Annotated in this window: 14 protein-coding genes and 1 pseudogene; 1 reads left to right on the plus strand and 14 read right to left on the minus strand. The window is 34.9% G+C overall.

The features are described 5' to 3' along the window. The 13 genes and pseudogenes from AVL50_RS33515 to AVL50_RS12235 all read right to left on the minus strand — a co-directional run. On the minus strand, nt 1-282 hold a 282-nt coding region (locus tag AVL50_RS33515), incomplete at its 3' end, for a hypothetical protein (RefSeq protein WP_216639044.1). Continuing rightward, the gene (locus AVL50_RS12180) at nt 275-529 is read right to left on the minus strand and encodes a hypothetical protein (protein WP_062616774.1); all 255 of its coding nucleotides are present in this window, start codon (nt 527-529) and stop codon (nt 275-277) included. The genes AVL50_RS33515 and AVL50_RS12180, both read right to left, overlap by 8 nt. Before the next feature lie 265 nt (nt 530-794). After that, nucleotides 795-1,175, minus strand: coding sequence for a hypothetical protein (locus AVL50_RS12185; protein WP_062616775.1), 381 nt, complete (start codon nt 1,173-1,175; stop codon nt 795-797). 327 nt (nt 1,176-1,502) lie between these two features. Beyond that, nucleotides 1,503-1,829: a DUF1493 family protein gene (locus tag AVL50_RS12190; protein ID WP_062616776.1), complete on the minus strand. Its 327-nt coding sequence runs from the start codon at nt 1,827-1,829 to the stop codon at nt 1,503-1,505. A 180-nt stretch (nt 1,830-2,009) separates the two neighbouring features. After that, nucleotides 2,010-2,591: pseudogene (locus tag AVL50_RS12195) on the minus strand (IS3 family transposase); the annotation flags it as partial. A gap of 359 nt (nt 2,592-2,950) precedes the next feature. Then, on the minus strand, nt 2,951-4,294 hold the full coding sequence (locus AVL50_RS12200) for an efflux transporter outer membrane subunit (protein ID WP_172826827.1): 1,344 nt from the start codon (nt 4,292-4,294) through the stop codon (nt 2,951-2,953). Nucleotides 4,295-4,480: 186 nt separating this feature from the next. Further along, nucleotides 4,481-7,672 carry an efflux RND transporter permease subunit gene (locus tag AVL50_RS12205; RefSeq protein WP_062616787.1) on the minus strand — a complete coding sequence of 1,064 codons (3,192 nt, stop codon included), beginning with the start codon at nt 7,670-7,672 and terminating at the stop codon, nt 4,481-4,483. An 88-nt stretch (nt 7,673-7,760) separates the two neighbouring features. After that, a complete protein-coding gene (locus tag AVL50_RS12210) occupies nt 7,761-8,870 on the minus strand; it encodes an efflux RND transporter periplasmic adaptor subunit (RefSeq protein ID WP_062616779.1) in 1,110 nt (369 codons plus the stop codon). A gap of 18 nt (nt 8,871-8,888) precedes the next feature. After that, the gene (locus AVL50_RS12215) at nt 8,889-9,401 is read right to left on the minus strand and encodes a GbsR/MarR family transcriptional regulator (protein WP_062616780.1); all 513 of its coding nucleotides are present in this window, start codon (nt 9,399-9,401) and stop codon (nt 8,889-8,891) included. A 339-nt stretch (nt 9,402-9,740) separates the two neighbouring features. Continuing rightward, a complete protein-coding gene (locus AVL50_RS12220; protein WP_253764278.1) occupies nt 9,741-10,064 on the minus strand; it encodes a GntR family transcriptional regulator in 324 nt (107 codons plus the stop codon). A 40-nt stretch (nt 10,065-10,104) separates the two neighbouring features. Next, nucleotides 10,105-10,866, minus strand: a complete 762-nt coding sequence (locus AVL50_RS12225) for a hypothetical protein (RefSeq protein ID WP_062616782.1) — start codon at nt 10,864-10,866, stop codon at nt 10,105-10,107. A gap of 19 nt (nt 10,867-10,885) precedes the next feature. Next, nucleotides 10,886-11,719: an ATP-binding cassette domain-containing protein gene (locus AVL50_RS12230; protein WP_062616783.1), complete on the minus strand. Its 834-nt coding sequence runs from the start codon at nt 11,717-11,719 to the stop codon at nt 10,886-10,888. Nucleotides 11,720-11,914: 195 nt separating this feature from the next. Next, a complete protein-coding gene (locus AVL50_RS12235; protein WP_157491311.1) occupies nt 11,915-12,850 on the minus strand; it encodes a hypothetical protein in 936 nt (311 codons plus the stop codon). Nucleotides 12,851-13,153: 303 nt separating this feature from the next. Between AVL50_RS12235 and AVL50_RS12240 the strand changes: the two genes are divergently transcribed. After that, a complete protein-coding gene (locus tag AVL50_RS12240; RefSeq protein ID WP_062616785.1) occupies nt 13,154-14,470 on the plus strand; it encodes a hypothetical protein in 1,317 nt (438 codons plus the stop codon). A gap of 34 nt (nt 14,471-14,504) precedes the next feature. Here AVL50_RS12240 and AVL50_RS12245 read toward each other — a convergent pair whose 3' ends face one another. Beyond that, nucleotides 14,505-17,372: a triple tyrosine motif-containing protein gene (locus AVL50_RS12245; protein ID WP_062616786.1), complete on the minus strand. Its 2,868-nt coding sequence runs from the start codon at nt 17,370-17,372 to the stop codon at nt 14,505-14,507. Nucleotides 17,373-17,629 lie beyond the last annotated feature (257 nt).

The raw sequence follows: 17,629 nt of genomic DNA on the forward strand, positions 1-17,629 counted from the left end.
ATACACACAAATTGTATCGTTTTTTATCTTATTTACTTGGGCTAAAATATCTCTAAAGAAAAAAGCATCATCAATTGGTATACTATCTGAATTAATAAAAAGATGTCCCGCATAATTAGAACTTATCCCTAAACTGCAAGAAACTTCAATTTGAGTATCAAACGCTTCCAAACCAATAATCGGAAAACTTAATTTAATTCTATCAACCTGACCATAAATTTTGGTACAAAAAAAAGAGAATAGTATGTAAAATAGAAACTTGTTTATTTTCAAATTAATCATTCTTATTTATATTTTCTCGAACCCTGAATATTTGAAGAATTCCGCCAAATTTTTCAATTGTATTATTATAAAAAGTTTGAGCATCATTAGGAATATTTTGATTTAATTTAAATTCAATATCTCGCACATGACTATTTGTAAATAACGACATGATAACAACAGAAAGTATTTCATCTTCGCTATAGTTTAAATTATTCTGTGTTGCATAGTCTGTTAAAAACTGAATTGCATTATTTACTTCTGTCATTGAACCCAATTGTGCATAATGGTTTGCAGTAAGTCTTATTTCATTAGAATCTTTTCCAAAATCATTCTCTGCATTATTCTATTGGAAGAGCATTTCCTTTGAGCGGTTCTGTGCAAATAGTGTCAGTAGATAGAAGAGTGTGTTTGTTTTTTAGTTATAATTTGCAAACCTATTCAAAAAGCAAGTTCGCAGTGATGCTGTCGCTTAACACCACGAACAGTGGGGGTGAAGCTATCGCTTAACAGCCAGAACAATAGGAGATTTTCTAAAAAAATATCGTAAAAAAAATAGACATCGGATAAGGTGATAAACCTAGCAACACATATAAAAATTTAATTATTTTTTTTTGTTTATACCCATATTTAATTAATGGATCAGCTTTGTAATATTTTAAATATCGATTTGAGTTGAATTTATAAAAAATATAAAATATTACTATTTCAAAGATTAACGCTATTTCATACTGAGGTTCTTCAAAAATATAAAATTGAAAATATACATAAAATGATGAAATTAGTAATGTAACACTAAAACTATGTAAAAAGATCACATTTTTAATTTTTTCTTTTTGACTTTTAGGCTCAATACTACCTAAAAATTCACTAAATATATATTGTCCTAAGAACATTAAATCTAAAATTCTCATTCTTATTGTGTTTTAATTTGTCTTCAATAATTTTGTAATACACCACCATTATTATGATAATGAACATTTAATTTCATCCCTGATTCCCATTGAACTGACATGGCATCTTTAACTTCAAAATACATCGCTTCTGTACCACCAGGGTAAAAGTTATCAAAACCTGCATATACTAATCCAACAGGATTTGAAAATTGACTAGCCGCAATAGCTCCTCCTGCAATTGCCGCAATATTCCAAGCTAATTTTCCTCCCTCAGATATTCGTCCTGTAGAGATTTATTTAATTTCTAGCTACGGGTGTCCTGATGCGGAAGTTAGGTAAAAAAACTTAAATCATTGGAGGATCAAACCATTCCCCTTTCTCAATCACCCTTATTATGTGTTGAAACGAAAATTGCTTTTTTGGCTTCTTATTAAAACACTTATTCCATAATAATAATATATTAAATAGATCAGATTCTTGTTCAAAATAATCATCTGGGTCAAATGAAGTAAGGTTTATAGAATATCTCTTACTTAATTCACTCATAAAAATATAAGCATCTAATCCATCTATTCCTAAATCATCAATAAAAACTGTTTTATGATCAACATTTATGTTTATCAAACTCTCAATAAACATTTTTAAATCATTTTCTAGATATTTTCTATTCATTTATTTATAATTAAATTCATATATCAGAGAACTAAAACCTGTTGTTATTCCCAAAAGACCACTTCCTATTGCTTGATTTTGCCAAGCCCTTCCTATGATGATAGCATCACTTCGACTATATAATGGACTCCATTTTCTACCATTAATAAGCTGGAATAGCAACCAAAAAGGATACAAATTTTAAGCTACCCTCTCTAAATTCATAAATTTTAATTCATTTTCTTTTTCAGCAGGTGTTTTATAACCTAAAGCTGAATGAAGTCTTTTATTATTGTTCCAATAGATATATTTGGTCACTTCTTTATTTAAGTGTTCAATTGATTGAAAATTAAATCGATAAAGGTATTCGTATTTGATACTTTTAAAGAAACTTTCAGCCACAGCATTATCCCAACAATCTCCCTTTCGACTCATACTTTGTTTTGAAGTTGGGTTCTCTGATAAAATAGAAGTAAATAGCAGAATGCTATATTGAACTCCTCTATCTGAATGTAGCAAAAAACCTTCTTCAATATCTCTATTATTTCTAGCATTTACCCATGCTTTTAAGACTGTATTTTCTGTGGTCATATCTTCACTCAATGACCAACCAATAACCTTACGATCTGCCAGATCAATCATGGTAGTCAGGTAAGCCCATTTATCACTTACTCTTATATAAGTGATATCTGAAACCCATTTCTTACCAAGTCTATTTTCGTGAAAATTCCTACCTAAAAGGTTATCCGCTATTGGTTGATTATGCTTAGAATCAGTGGTGACCTCAATAAATTCAAAGATGTCAATTCTAGCCTGTTCGAAAGAGTAATAATATTCATGATCAACCATTTCTAATTTTAGGATTTTAAAGATGCTTTCATCTACTGTATTATCCTAGTAATTGCCTTTACGGCTCATACTTGGTACTACATTAATCTTTAATGAACTTATAGGTTAACTATCGTACTCCCAATATGCCCTAGTTGAAGTTACTTTCAATTTCTTTTAAGGCCAACGGAAAGCAATACATCAATAATCGAAATACTCTACCAAAAATTATTTATAGAAATTTTGGTAGAGTACTTCGATTAAACCAGTCTAAATGTCATCAAAAATACCGTATTCTTTGAAGAATTAATGGATTATCTCCAACCTCCTCCAAGGGCTTGGTATAATGATATCATTGAGGTTAATCTCTCTACTTTTATATCCATTAAACTTATTTGAGATGATAATTCGGAGTCTCTGGCAATTAACACCTCAAGGTAAGTTCCATAACCATTTGTTAGAAGAGCCTCCGAGTGGGAAACTGCTTTATTTAAGGCATCTAACTCCTCCTCTTTTACAAGGTACTTTCTAGTGGCGGTGTCATAGCCAATTAACGCATCTGACACTTCGGTTGAGGCTACAATTAGAGATTTTTGAAAATAAAATGTTGCCTGCTCTTGTTGTGCTTTGGAGATCTCTAATGCTGTACGATTGCGTCGTTTATTAAAGATGGGTTGTGTCAAACCAGCAGCGGCATTCCACAAAAATGCATTAGTGGAAAATAGATCTGAAATGTTCTGTGCCTGAAGACCTCCTCCTATACCAATAGTAATGCTAGGATACATATTGGCACGTGAAATATTGGTTTGCTCAAAGGCTTGCATTAAACCAAACTCTGCGGCACGAACATCAGGACGATTAGCAAGTAACTGAGCGGGTACTCCTGTTTGAAGTTCGTGGTTCAGCTCAATCACATTCAAAGGAGACCGTGCTATTTCGGTATAATCTCGCCCTAGCATCAAATTGATGGTGTTCTCAAGGAGTTTTTGTATTTGCTCAAAGTCTATTAATAATGCCTCCGTTGCATGGAGTTGTGCTTTTGTTTGCATCACTCCAGCTTCATTCACACGACCGCTCTTTTTTAATTCCATCATCACCATTAGACTTTCTTCTCTGTTCTTAATGGTTTCCTTGACTAACTCTATTTGAGCATCTGTCTTTACAAGTTGGTAATAGGCAGACGAAAGATTAGCGATCAAGGCCGTTTGGATTGATTTTACATCTTCTTGAGATTGAGATAAAGAAGCTTTTATGGCATTTTTGTTAGCCGTAATTCGTCCCCATAGGTCAGGCTCCCATCCAATACTCCCTTGCATGGTATACTGCTCAAAGGATGCTCCTGCAAAAATAGGTGTTAAGTTAGAGAAGGTTGTAGACGCTGCCTCTGCATTCACAGCTAACGATGGAAAATACTCTGCTTTTCCCTGCTTAAACATAGCTTCGGCAGCAACTACACGTTTATACCCAATCAATAGGTCAAAGTTATTTTCAAGTGCCTCATCGATTAAGGCTTTTAGATTGTCATCATTAAAAAAAGACCTCCAAGGCATTGCTGCAATTGAAGTTGTATCCTTAAGTGACATCCCTCTATAAGCATCTGAAAGATTACTCTCTTGCGGCTTATATTTTTTGGTTACTAAACATGACGAGAACATCATGATTAATAATATATATAGAGTTGATTTCATTATAATTATTTTGAATAGTAAGTGTTGAATATTGTGCCTTAGAGTAGAGTTTTATGCTAAGCTCGATGGAAAATCAGTTCGATCTGGATAATTAATTTTCAACTCGTTTAGTTTTAACCAAAACTCGGAACACAATATTCGCTACACATTTGTGGATTAATCGAGCTGTATCATCAGCTGTTCATCAATTTCAGTTTCCTTCTTATCAATAAGTTGTTTAGAGATGTGTTTTATTCCACCTTGTAAACGCTCTTGAAGTGATTGGAAAATTACAAATAATGCTGGAATTACGAAGACGCCTAGAACAGTTCCGATCAACATTCCTCCTACAGCACCTGTACCAATAGAACGGTTACCCAAAGCTCCTGCCCCAGTGGCAACCATCAAAGGAATTAGACCAAGCACACAAGTAAATGATGTCATAATAATTGGACGAAGACGCATACGTGCTGCTTCTATACCAGCTTGAACAAGTTGTTGTCCATTATGTCGGTTTTGAAGAGCATATTCCACAATAAGAATGGCATTTTTTCCTAGTAGGCCAATAAGCATGATCAGTGCCACTTGAAAGTAGATGTTATTATCTATACCAAAGATATTGATGAACATCAAAGCACCAAATATCCCGACAGGAAGGGATAGAATGACTGCAAATGGAATGAGGAAACTTTCGTACTGTGCCGAAAGAAGGAAGTAAACAAAAATTAAACTGAGCATAAATACTATCACTGATTCACTACCTGATTTACGCTCTTCACGCGTCATTCCTGAATATTCATAACTAAAACCAGAAGGCAGGGACTCACTCACTTCTTCGATGGCACGAATAGCATCGCCTGAACTGTATCCTGGGGCGGCAGCTCCCATCACCTTGGCAGAGTTAAAGAGGTTAAATCTTTCAACCAAGTCGGGGCCATTTGTTTTTGTAAGTGCAACAAACTGGCTAATAGCCACTGATTCGTTCTGATTGTTACGAATGTAGATGTTATTTAATGCATTTGTTGTAGCACGTTCTTCAGGTTTAGCTTGAATTACGATACGGTACTGCTTGCCAAAACGGTTGAAATCTGATATGTATTGACTACCAAAATAGGCTTGCATTGTATTGAAGATAGTATTAACATCAATACCTGCTTCTTTTGTTTTCTCCACATTAACGGTCATCTCGTATTGTGGATATTTTGTTGAAAACGAAGATACTGCATAAGCAATTTCAGGGCGTTGATTCAAGTTCATTAAAAACTCTTGCAGTTTTGCTTCCATGTTTTTCAAATCACCACCTGTTCTATCTTGCAACTGGCATTCAAACCCAGAACTGTTACCAAATCCACGAACGGTAGGGGGAGTGAAGAATAAGATATTAGCTTCTTTAATATGAGTTACTTTACCATATAACTGTTTAACAACTGCTCCAACCTGTGTATCAGCTGTAGTACGTTGGCTCCATGGCTTAAGTTTAACAACAATAAAAGCTTTGGACGAACCATTGGTTCCATTCATCAAACTAAATCCATTGATGACCATTCGAGTGTCCACCACATCCATTTGAGAGATAATATGATCAAGCTCTTCTACTACCTCCGTTGTACGTTCAAGAGTAGACCCTTCTGGTAACTCAATATCGCAGTAGATAGAACCTTGATCTTCCGCAGGGATAAAACCTGTAGGTGTGGTACTGAAAAACCATACAGAAGCTACTGTACAGGCAATCAAGAATCCTATAGGAATCCAAATACGTTTCATAAAGGAGTCAATAGTATTTACATAACTGTCAGTGATCTTATCAAAAACACTATTAAATCCATCACCTAACTTTACAACTATACTTTTGTGATTTTTAGTCTTACGATCTTTTATTGGTTTCAAGAAAAGTGCACATAATGCAGGACTTAATGTGAGTGCATTTACCGCTGAGATAATGACAGCTATTGTTAGAGTAATTGCAATTTGACTATAGAAAAGTCCTGTAGGCCCTTCAAGGAACGTAACTGGAAGAAACACTGCAGCTAAAACTAATGTTCCTGAGATAATTGCTCCAGTAATCTCTTTCATAGCCATAACAGATGCTTTACGCGAACTTTCAATCCCTTCATCGAGTTTCACATAGACTGCTTCTACCACCACAATGGCATTATCTACAACGATACCGATGGCTAATACCATGGCAAACATGGTCAACATATTTATTGAAAACCCAAATGTTTTCAGGAAGAAGAAAGTACCAATAATGGCTACAGGTACTGCAATGGACGGTATTAATGTAGCTCTGAAATCCTGTAAAAATACAAGTACCACTAAAAATACCAAGATAAAAGCAATCACGAGGGTGATCAATACCTGACTAATAGATTCATCCAAGAAATCTTTAGTATTCATGGGGATCACATACTCAACACCTGGAGGGAAATCCTTAGAGGCTTCTTCCAATGCATCTACCAATTCAATAATAATATCATTGGCATTGGAACCTGCAGTCTGCTTTACGGAGAAAGCAACAGAAGGATACCCCTCTGTAACATTATTGGAGATATAACTAAAAGCTCCCAATTCAATATCAGCGATGTCTTTTAGACGAAGAAAGTCACCATTTCCCTCTGCTCGGATAATAATATTTCTATACTCCTCCTCTTGTGTCAATGTCCCTTTATAACGGATGGTATACTCAAAGACCTCATGAGAGTTTTCACCAAACTTACCTGGTGCCGCTTCAATATTTTGATCTTGAATAGCTTTTGCTACATCCGCAGGTAACAAACCATAAGTTGCCATTTTATCAGGCTTTAACCATATTCTCATTGAATAGTCACGCATACCAAAAGCGTCAACATCTGCTACACCATTAATTCTTTGAAGAATTGGAATAATATTAATTTTAGCATAGTTATCAAGGAAGTTGTCATCAAGATCAGGGTTTGTAGAATAGACAGAGGCAAACATTAAAATACTATTCTGTACTTTCTTGGTTTCAACACCTGTCTGAACAACAACTTGCGGTAGTTTATTAGTGACTTTAGCAACACGGTTCTGCACATTCACCGCTGCAATATCAGGGTCTGTACCTAATTCAAAATAGACACTGATTTTTGCTTTTCCGGAGTTGCTGGAAGTAGAGCTTACATAACTCATACCTTCCACACCGTTAATTGCCTCTTCAATTGGGGTGACAACACTTTTTAGAATTGTCTCTGAGTTTGCACCTGCATAAGTAGCCTCAACTGTTACTGTTGGAGGTGCAATATCAGGAAATTGTTCAATAGGAAGCCCTACGACTCCCATATATCCTAATAGACAGATAATAATGGATATCACTGTCGATAGAACAGGGCGTTCTATAAATTTTTGAATCATTTTCTTTTGTAATAATTTGATTAATGAGTTTTTAGCTTTTTGATGTATTTTAAAACACATCATTTTAATTGGTAAGTTTTAGAAGCTATTAGTTAATCATAATGCCATCATGCACCTTTATTATTCCCTCTGCTACAATCTTATCACCAGGTTTAACTCCTGCCTCAACAATGTACTTATCTTCGTATTTTAAACTGTTTACTTTTATCTCTCTAGAAGATGCTTTGTTTTCTTGGTCAAGTACATAAACGAATAGTTTGCCTTGTAGTTCATAAGTTGCAGCCTGAGGAACAAGAATAGCTTTTTCAATGGCTGATGGGATTTTAATAATACCACTACTACCTGTTCGTATCAGTTTGTCAGGATTTGGAAACTCTGCTTTATAGCTCACACTGCCAGTTCTAGGGTTTACAAGGCCATTGATTGCTACAACTCTACCTGAATGCTCATACATTATACCATCAGACAACATCAAAGAAACATCAGGCATTACTTTCAGCCGTTCTTCTTGACTCATACCTCGTGTACCTCTGTTTAATTCTAGAAGCTCCTTTTCAGTTTGAGTAAAGAAGGCATATACACTACTTATATCTGTTACAGTTGTCAATGGCATTGGTGTTTGACTGCTTACCAATGATCCTAGTTTATAGGGAAGATCACCGACCACACCATTCACCGGACTACGGACAATAGTATACGACAAATTCTCTTTAGCATTTTTACGATCAGCTTTAGATTTTTCTAACTGAGCAATTGCCGCAGACAGGTTACTTCTTTTAGTCGCTAATTCTACCTCGCCAATAATACCTTTCTCTACAAGTGGTTTAACTTGTGAAATCTCTAACTGTGCTTTTTCAACATTAGATTCAGCAACTAAAACGAGTGCCTCTGCAGCTCTTAGTGATTGCTTTTGATTTTCACTATTGATGGTGAAAAGTACCTGTCCTTTCTTTACCTCTTGTCCTTCAATGATATTGCAACTTTCTATAAAACCTGAGGTTTGAGGACGTATTTCAATATTTTGTACACCTTCGATACTTGCGGCATATTGTTGCTTTATCTCAACTTTAGTTATTCCTAAAGATTCTGTTTTTAAGTCTAACGATTTAGATTGTTGTTGTTTTTGCTGTTCTGATCCACAAGAGGTAAAGATCATTACTGCAATGGCAACAAAGATTAATTGGTTTTTAAAATTCATTTTGGTTTTGTTGTTAATTTATTCTTCTAACGAGTGATACTTCTTTAAGTCTTTGATGAATGAATCGAGGTTATTTATCATGCCATGTAAGTACCTTGCGTAGAGTGAAGGCTCGGAGTTTGGCATTTCAAATTTTTCATCATCTTCAAGTAATGTATTGGATAACTTTTTAAATTCATTGATCTTCTCATGCATTGCTAATGACCTTCTGGATTTTTCGGCCTCCTCTTCAAGAAGTGAGATAAAAAAGGTTTTATTAATGGTGAAGTATCTTTTTCTATCACCTGGCTTAGTAAAATAACTGATCATCTTTCGATCAGATAAAGTTTTCAAAGAAGATGAAATAGTTGCTTTGCTTGCCGATACAATTTCTATAAGAAAATCAAATGTAACTCCTTTACTACCATTGATTACCAGTACAGATAGCACACGGGCAGCTACAGGTGATAGTTTATAACTTTTTTCAAATAAAACCCCTTGCTCTTCAATTAAAATTGACATTGCTTTTGATATGTCCTCTCGATTCTCCATGTTTTTGTAAATATTTTACACAAATATATAGTTAGTTCGGTACTTTCCAAACTAAAAGAACTAATCAATCTAAAAAACAAACACCCCACAAACATCGTCTGTGAGGTGTTAATCATTATTGCTATATTTATTTTTATGCTTCATAGATAATAACTGATTTAGTTACTATTTGTTTCTTATTGAATAAGTCAGATTTCTTCTTTGAATATTTATTTTAATTTCTTTTGAATAGCCTACCCATTTTCAATATGGGCAGGCCTTGATAGTGAGTTAGTTTTTAATTTGACACTTAAACTTAATTTGACACAATGTTTTCGTTATTTGACACTAGTAGAAAACCTATTGTTTTTCATATTGATGGTATAAATCTGATAGTTCTGACCAAGAGATTCCTAATAATTGAATCTTCTTGAAAAACGTTGGTACATCTTCTTTCATGAAAGCTGATTTCTCTACGTTTTGTACCATTTTGGAGGCTTCTTCTGAGATAAAGTAGCCTATTCCTCTTTTGTTGAAGATTATTCCGTCATCTTGAAGAGAGGAGTAAGATCTTGCCACTGTGTTGGGATTGACTTCCAACTCTACGGCCAACTGTCTTACGGAAGGAATCTTCTCTCCTTCTCCCCAAGTTCCCTTTAATACCTTTTCGCAAATGAGATCCATAATTTGTAGATAAATAGCTTTATTGCTAGTAAATTCCATATTAAACCTCCTTCTTTTTAAATTTCAAAAACGACAATCCCCATAAGCCTACAAAGAAGACAACCACAATGAGCTGGCCGATATAACCTACTTTCTGAAGCATCACTTCATCATTGATCTGGAATGATAACATATCTGGGTTCTCCAATGATCCTGCTATTAGAACAAACACAATGAACAGCACTAACCATGTCAAAAATGAGATCACAAAGAAGGCTACTGTGGACTTTAAGAATGAATATTTCTTGAATAAAATGGACCCTAAGAAATAAAATCCGTGCATTGATAAGTAGCTTAATGTAGCATACTTGATTGTATTTGCATCCGTTATTGCAAAAGGATTATACATTTGGAATTCTCCACCTGTCATCATCCATCCAGCTTTGGCCAGTAGTTGTCCTGCTACAAATAAAATTGAAACACCTAGAGGATAAGCAAGGGCTGTGCTTAAAAAGATCACCAAAAACTTCTCTTCTCTAGAGGCTGGCAATGACAAGTAATTCATGGCTCCTCCTTTTGTAGAAACTCTGTGGAATGAAAAACTTGTAATGATTGCTCCTCCAAATGAGAAGATTAATGTATAAATAGTTTTCATTGTATCTACTCTCACCAATCCTCTTGGCTCAATACTGCTTGCCATTGCACTGATGGCTAAGATGAAAGCTACTACACCTAAAATTCCTAATAATAATGGTTGCTTTAGTAATACTAACTCGTACTTTAAAAGATAAGAGATTCTTTTGAGGTTAAATTTAGTTTCCATGATAATTGTAAGGTTTTAATTAATTTGACAATGCAGAAACCATTTCAGATTTCTCACTTAATACGGCATTAAATAATAGTTCAAGATTCACTCTGCTGATATCTCCTGTAGTATTCCTGGCCACTACCTTATCTTCTGCGATTCCTTTCTCCTCATAAATTACATCTTCACTCAATACCTTATCTGCAGTTGTAAATAGTAATTTTTCTGTAATGCTGTCTAATGTCTCATTGAATACCACCTTTCCGCTGTCCACGATAACGATTGGATCAATTAAACTCTCTAAATCCCTCACTTGATGCGTAGAAATCAAGAATACTCTATCGTCTGACATGTATTTTGCTACTAATTTTCTGAACTGACTTTTTGAAGGAATATCCAAACCGTTTGTAGGTTCATCCATCAAAAGCAATCTTGTATTACTTGCCAACCCTAAAGAGATTAATGCTTTTTTCTTTTGTCCGTATGACATATTATGAAGGGTCATATCTGGTGTTAAACCAAACTCTGCAATCATTTCAAAAAAAGCAGTACGGTCAAACTTTGGATAGAATGGCGCTAGTACACCTACATAACTCTCAATTGAAATATTTGGGAAAGTCATTTCTTCTGGAATAAAGAAAACCTCTCTCAAAAACTCCGGCGATGCGTCTGAAGCATAGTGCCCTCCTACGTTTACTGTGCCATAATGTGGTCTTTTTAACCCTGCAATCAACATCAGAAGTGTTGATTTACCTGCACCGTTCTCCCCTAATAAACCATATATATTGCCCTCTTTTAATTCTAAATCGAGGTTATCGTATAATATTTTTCTTCGAGAATACCCGAAAGTCAGATTATTTATGTTGATCATTTTATTAATTATTTAGTGTACTAATTAACTATTACACTACAACATTAGAACATTAATATGATATATCCAAATTTTCAGCAAAAAAAATTCCCCAATTGCATAACAATTAGGGAATTTCATAGATTGTGAATTTCGTTCAGGTCATTGCCTGTTTGTCAAAACTAATTCATGACCGTGTAAAAGTATGAGGAGTAGTTAGTTCTTATATCGTCCATTCGAATTCATTACTTCTGGTTGCCAAGTTCTAGTGAATTTAGCTAAGTTGTCTTGTACTTCTGGCAATAGATCTCCTGCGTACTTGTCTATTGCACCATCCCCTAAATAAAGACCGATGTAAGCAAGAATATCATCTGTTGCTAAACCGTTTTCTTCACCAAACCCAGTTCTTAATACTTGTCTTGGATCTGAACCTTTAGCTTGACTTGCTTCATTTCTTGTCAAGATACCATCACCGTTTGTATCCAAATCTTCAATCAGCCATTGTGCTTTTTCTTCACCAATCAATGCTTTAAAGTAAATCTTAGCATCTGAAGCTGTGATTGTTGGATTGATTGAAGGTACTGTTCCTTGGTAACCGCACATTTCGATGAACTGATCATCAATATCAATTCCTAAATTGATTTCGATATCCAAAATAGCCAAACGGGCGTTTTCCGGATCACTTACCACTCCATCACGTGATACAAAATAACCATCAGAGTTCAAGCATCCATCGTTGCCATTTCCTACAGGTGTAACACATGTTGTGTTGTTTGGATTTAAGTTACCGCTTCCTTCATTATTATCTTCTTCTGAAGGTGTCTCAGTACATCCACCACTAAAAGCTTGCACTTGATCTGCCCAGCATTGTCCACACGCTTCATAAGGATGAGAAGCAGGGCAATTGCCAGAAGCTGCTGTATCCTCAGATCCAGACTCTGTTTCATCTGCAGTACCAGTGTCTGTACATCCTGCTGATTGTGCTTGTGCTTGGCTTTCCCAACACTGATCACATGCCACATAAGGGTGAGATGGAGGACAGCTTACTCTATAATTAGAGGCTGTTTCATTTACCTCTTCTTGATGGTCCGTTACACACCCTGAAATAAGCATTGAGAATAGTAGTAGTAGAATTAAATTAACTGTTTTCATTTCATTTCTATTTTATGTTTGAGATACACGAAATAAGTAGCTTGAAATGGGGATACTAAATTTTATGCTACGTCATAATTTTATTTTCAATTCGTTCTCCGTATCATTTCAATACTTCATATATACGCTTAACAATACACAAAACACTATTTATCAAACATTTAAACCACCCAAAAATTAATTCATTCTTACTCCAAAGAATTTTATTTTTTATCAACCTCATAGGCTTTAAAAATAATTACGTCATTACTTTTCATGCTTTTAGTCGGTCTTTTTTTGATCCTAATTGAATTAGATTGAAGTATGAAAAAGGAATTATTACTACCAATATTGATCGCCCTTCAAATGGGCAGTTGTCAAATTCAAAAAAATACCAATCAAGGAGAACTAGCGGAAGATTGTATTCTCGACAATGAAAAATACAACAACCAAGAACAGGTGCATTTAAGTGATATAAGGCGGTGGGTTGATGAAAAAGAAATTTCCACCGTAGAAGATTTCATGCTCAAATTACCTGATGTCTACCGCAAAAACTTCTCAATGGTAGAACACACAAAAGCACTAGGTGAATCTAATTTGGATTACCCTCGTATTGTAATGTTTGGAGAAGACGGACATTTACTTTTCAATATCAGTTCAAAACTGGATGACCCCACCTATCAAAAAGTAGACGGGATTGAATTAAACGAGGAAACTGGAAACTGGGAGCTTTTCCAAGTCGATTTTTCTCAATCAAAAATCAAAATACACGATGCTCCACAGGAATGTTTCAGGTGTCATGGAGAGCGTCACCCAAAACCGCTTTGGGGAAGCAGTAATCATTGGGAAGGTGTTTTTGGTGATAATGAAGCCAAAGGTCCAAATGGAGAAGCTTTATCGTTAAGGCATCTACAAAAAATGAATGCTTTCAGAAATAAGCTCACCGATAGTCCAAGGTTGAAATTATTGCTTTGGGATGAGGAGCAGGTTCTTCGTTCTGGAGGTATCCGAAATATCAAAGACAATCGATTTGGGGCAGAATTAATTACTTCCAACCACTTTATTGGAGCTTCAACGGCTAAAGGTATTCATAAAAGAATTAGTCAGAGCCCTCAATTTCAAAAGGCTGTCTTTCCCCTTTTATTACTCACTGCTCAGATGAAAAAAGAGGTAACTCTGGGAGAAATCACCAAAAAACAATTGGCAAAATATAACCTGCCGTTTCAAATTGATGCTCTTTATAAGCAACTTGGAATTGACACTAAAACTGATTTTTCAATCAATAATAGTTTAGAAGATGAGCACCCTGACGCCTTTTGGAAAATGGGTAAAGGAACACTTTATGAGCAAGTAGCACTATTGGTTTTATATAATGAATTGATGCAAAATGAAGAACTGAAAGATATTTTCATCAATATACCCACCCATCAAGTTTGTAAGTCAGAAAATCATATCATCTCCAATCTATTTGATTTGGTGAAGCACAAAGCCAATTATCATTATTTATTGAAAGGGCAAGGGAAAGTAGAAGCTTCAAAAGTCTACCTTCCAATGGATGATGATGAGGTGTTCGACTCTGTACTTCAACCTGCTTTCCATTATTTACAGAATTATTATAGCACTCAAAATCAAGTGCTTTGAATTCTTTGTTTTGGGCGGTCAATTGGGACCGCCCCTACTTGGTGATATTCTCTATAAAATCAGTAAGATTTTCATGCCTGTCTAAGTTCAGTTTTTTCCTCAGACGATAACGTGAAGTCTCAACTCCTCTTAAAGAAATATTTAAAGCTGTCGCCATTTCTTTTGAAGACATATTCATACGGATATAAGCACAGATTTTCAATTCCTGTGTATTGAGTGCTGGATGTTGCTGTTTTAAGATTTTGAAGAAATCACTGTGTAATAAGTTGAAATGTTCTTCAAAGCGGGACCATTCTTTTTCATCATTAATATCTTTACCAATTTTCTTGATAATGACCTCCAATGAATCATAAGTACGCACTTTAGAGAAATTTCCCTTATTGATTCTTTCCAGAATCTTCTGAAGGTCCTCTTTCAAATTACTCAACAACTCATTCCGTTGTGTCAAATGCACAGTACTCAGCGCCAATTCCTTATTCTTATGTTCAAGGTCCTGCTTTAATTGCTTTTCCTTCAACACTTGAATTTCAATGTCTTTATTATGCAACTGCAATTGTTTTTCTCCTAAAAGGCTTTTCACCTTATTCAAGAAAGACCACCTTGAAGCAAGGAATAAAACGGTAATCAACAGTGCAACCAACAGCACATATAAAATGTAGGCATAAATACTCCTGCTCCAAGGAGGAAGAACCGTAAACTGTATACTGGTCACAGTGCTTTCCTCTCCATAAATATTCTTGCCTTTCACCATCAGGGTATAATTGCCTTCTTTGAGGTTAGTGTATTTCACATGGTTGCTTTTTGTCCATTCATTGGGCTGTTTATCAAATCCTTGGAGATAAGTTTCATATTCATTGAAATGCATTCCATCATAATACGAAGCCACAAACTCAACATTGATGGTGTTTCTTTCATAAGGAATCTCAATACTTTTTTTCTTTTGCTGAGGATTGTATTCATTATGGCTTTCCAATCCATCAGAACTATTGAATGAGATAATCGAAAGTGGTACTTTTTCAATAAACGATCTTTGGTATCTTGGGTTAAAATCAATAAAACCCTCCTTCGCTGTGATCAACACATGGTCTTTATCAATGGGTATGATCTGTTCCAAATCATCACTGACCAAATGATTGACCCTGCCAAAAATATTTCTTTCAATAATCGGTGAATTACTCAAAATATTCTTGATCATTCCTACTTTCCCATTTTGAATAAAATAGATATTTCCCGCATAATCATTGGTCATCGCAGACACCCTTTCATTCGTTCCTAAAAGCTTAGTGTAAAGACCGTGAAGTTTAAATTTGTCATTCTCTTCATCATAAATAAAAATTCCCCTTTCACCACAGAACACAAGTTCTCCATTGATTTTAAAGAGGTTAATTAAAACATTACTATAAAATCCATCAGACTGTCCGTAATGCTTTAACTCTGTAATTTCATTTGTAGTAAAATCAATTTTAAGCCTATATACCCCTTTAAAACCATGACTAATCCAAAGTGTATTGGTCTTTTTGTTCAATGACATTAATCGAGAGGACTCATGAAAACCTTTTAGTTTTTCTCTTGTCCAACCCTTGTTTGTTTTCTTTAAGATGAATAGACCGTTGTAGGCACCTTGCAAGTATTTTTCTTCATCAATTGCGACCAAATTCCAAGCTCCAATTTTATCATTCACCAACTTGCTTTCTCCACTTTGAATACTGTATAACCCCAGATGCTGTCCATAAAATACTTGCCCATTGATTTTGTCTACAAAATAAGATTGTCCTCTACCTCCTTTTACGGAGTGATACATAAAAGTGCCTCCTTTGTAATGACTTTCATACAAGCCATTTGAAGTTCCTAAATAGACTTTCCCATTATCTTTGCAGGCGGTGTATCCTCCCCCTTCAATTCCAGCAAACTTATTGAGCATTCTGAAAGGAGATTCTAACTCTATGTAAGATAATCCATTGCGATGAGCTACCCATAAATTGTCTTGCTTGTCAATGAAAAGGTCATAAACAATTATATCCGTCAAGCCCTGATCTGTTACAATATGATCTTGCTTTTCTCCATCATCAGAGATAATATAAATTCCAGCATTTTGTGTCCCAATGGCAATTCTTTTTTCCGGCAAAACCAACGCCGTGTTGATCATGGCATTCTTTAATTCCGCCCATAAGTTTTTAGCAACAGGTGCAATAACATTATTTTCTTCTTTATAAATTTCTCCTTCTAATGTAAAAATCAGCCTTTTGGTCGATGAATATTCTAAAACTTTTCTGATATTTTTCCCTTTTAGAAAATTTGCGTTTGTAAGTAGAATACGTTGTTGAGAAAGCGGTATAAATTTTTCAATTCCAAATTCAGCACTTGAAGAATAAATGAATTCATCAATGAAAAAGGAATAACGGGTGGCTTCTTTGGTTTGGATGGCTGTCACTCTGCTGTGATCGTAATAGAAAATAAAATCGTGTGAGATAAAGTAGATTTCTCCTTCTTTGCCACTATAGATGTTCCATACCTCATCAAATTCAATATCATGGGGCAAATCCTCTGACAGAGAGTTGTATTGCAATCTGTTGAGCGAATCTGCTTCAAAATAGCCAAACTCTTTTTGACCTCCCACATAAATGCGTTTATCAATAGCCTTTACACAAAGCAAATTACTATTGGCTTGGTTCAGTTTATAGGTGTTCCAATTCTTTCCGTCAAACTCTAATAACCCAAAATTGTTTGCAAAATACATGTACCCTCTTCCTCCTTGGGTGATTGACCAATTTTGAGAACCTGCACTATAGATAGACGATGGAATTTTGGTAATAATAGGTACACCATTAATTGGATCAATGGATTTGGAGTATAATTGAAAAGAATAAAAGAGTACACAGGTCAAAAATAAAAAATGTTTCATGCTCGTGGTGTCAGTTGATCAAATAAACGGTCTTCCTCCAAAGACCTTCGATAAACTACAATTGCTGGTTGTTTTTATAGTACACAATTAATATCTAATAAGTACCTGTTCAAAATTATCTCATACTATGATTTATTTTTGACTTAAGTACTAAGTCAAAAATAAATGATAATTAATTCTTCATTATTTTTTGTGAGTACAACGCTGAAAAACGTATAAATAGTGGTTCTATTTAAAGTTTTTTAAAGGCAGTAATC

It is taken from the genome of Flammeovirga sp. SJP92, from assembly GCF_001583495.1.
Lineage (GTDB): Bacteria > Bacteroidota > Bacteroidia > Cytophagales > Flammeovirgaceae > Flammeovirga.

What these genes read in the sequence shown, in the direction of transcription:
- AVL50_RS12180 (WP_062616774.1), bottom strand. Translation starts at nt 529, where the DNA reads ATGACAGAAGTAAATAATGCAATTCAGTTTTTAACAGACTATGCAACA.
- AVL50_RS12185 (WP_062616775.1), bottom strand. Translation starts at nt 1,175, where the DNA reads ATGAGAATTTTAGATTTAATGTTCTTAGGACAATATATATTTAGTGAA.
- AVL50_RS12190 (WP_062616776.1), bottom strand. Translation starts at nt 1,829, where the DNA reads ATGAATAGAAAATATCTAGAAAATGATTTAAAAATGTTTATTGAGAGT.
- AVL50_RS12200 (WP_172826827.1), bottom strand. Translation starts at nt 4,294, where the DNA reads ATGATGTTCTCGTCATGTTTAGTAACCAAAAAATATAAGCCGCAAGAG.
- AVL50_RS12205 (WP_062616787.1), bottom strand. Translation starts at nt 7,672, where the DNA reads ATGATTCAAAAATTTATAGAACGCCCTGTTCTATCGACAGTGATATCC.
- AVL50_RS12210 (WP_062616779.1), bottom strand. Translation starts at nt 8,870, where the DNA reads ATGAATTTTAAAAACCAATTAATCTTTGTTGCCATTGCAGTAATGATC.
- AVL50_RS12215 (WP_062616780.1), bottom strand. Translation starts at nt 9,401, where the DNA reads ATGGAGAATCGAGAGGACATATCAAAAGCAATGTCAATTTTAATTGAA.
- AVL50_RS12220 (WP_253764278.1), bottom strand. Translation starts at nt 10,064, where the DNA reads ATGGATCTCATTTGCGAAAAGGTATTAAAGGGAACTTGGGGAGAAGGA.
- AVL50_RS12225 (WP_062616782.1), bottom strand. Translation starts at nt 10,866, where the DNA reads ATGGAAACTAAATTTAACCTCAAAAGAATCTCTTATCTTTTAAAGTAC.
- AVL50_RS12230 (WP_062616783.1), bottom strand. Translation starts at nt 11,719, where the DNA reads ATGATCAACATAAATAATCTGACTTTCGGGTATTCTCGAAGAAAAATA.
- AVL50_RS12235 (WP_157491311.1), bottom strand. Translation starts at nt 12,850, where the DNA reads ATGAAAACAGTTAATTTAATTCTACTACTACTATTCTCAATGCTTATT.
- AVL50_RS12240 (WP_062616785.1), top strand. Translation starts at nt 13,154, where the DNA reads ATGAAAAAGGAATTATTACTACCAATATTGATCGCCCTTCAAATGGGC.
- AVL50_RS12245 (WP_062616786.1), bottom strand. Translation starts at nt 17,372, where the DNA reads ATGAAACATTTTTTATTTTTGACCTGTGTACTCTTTTATTCTTTTCAA.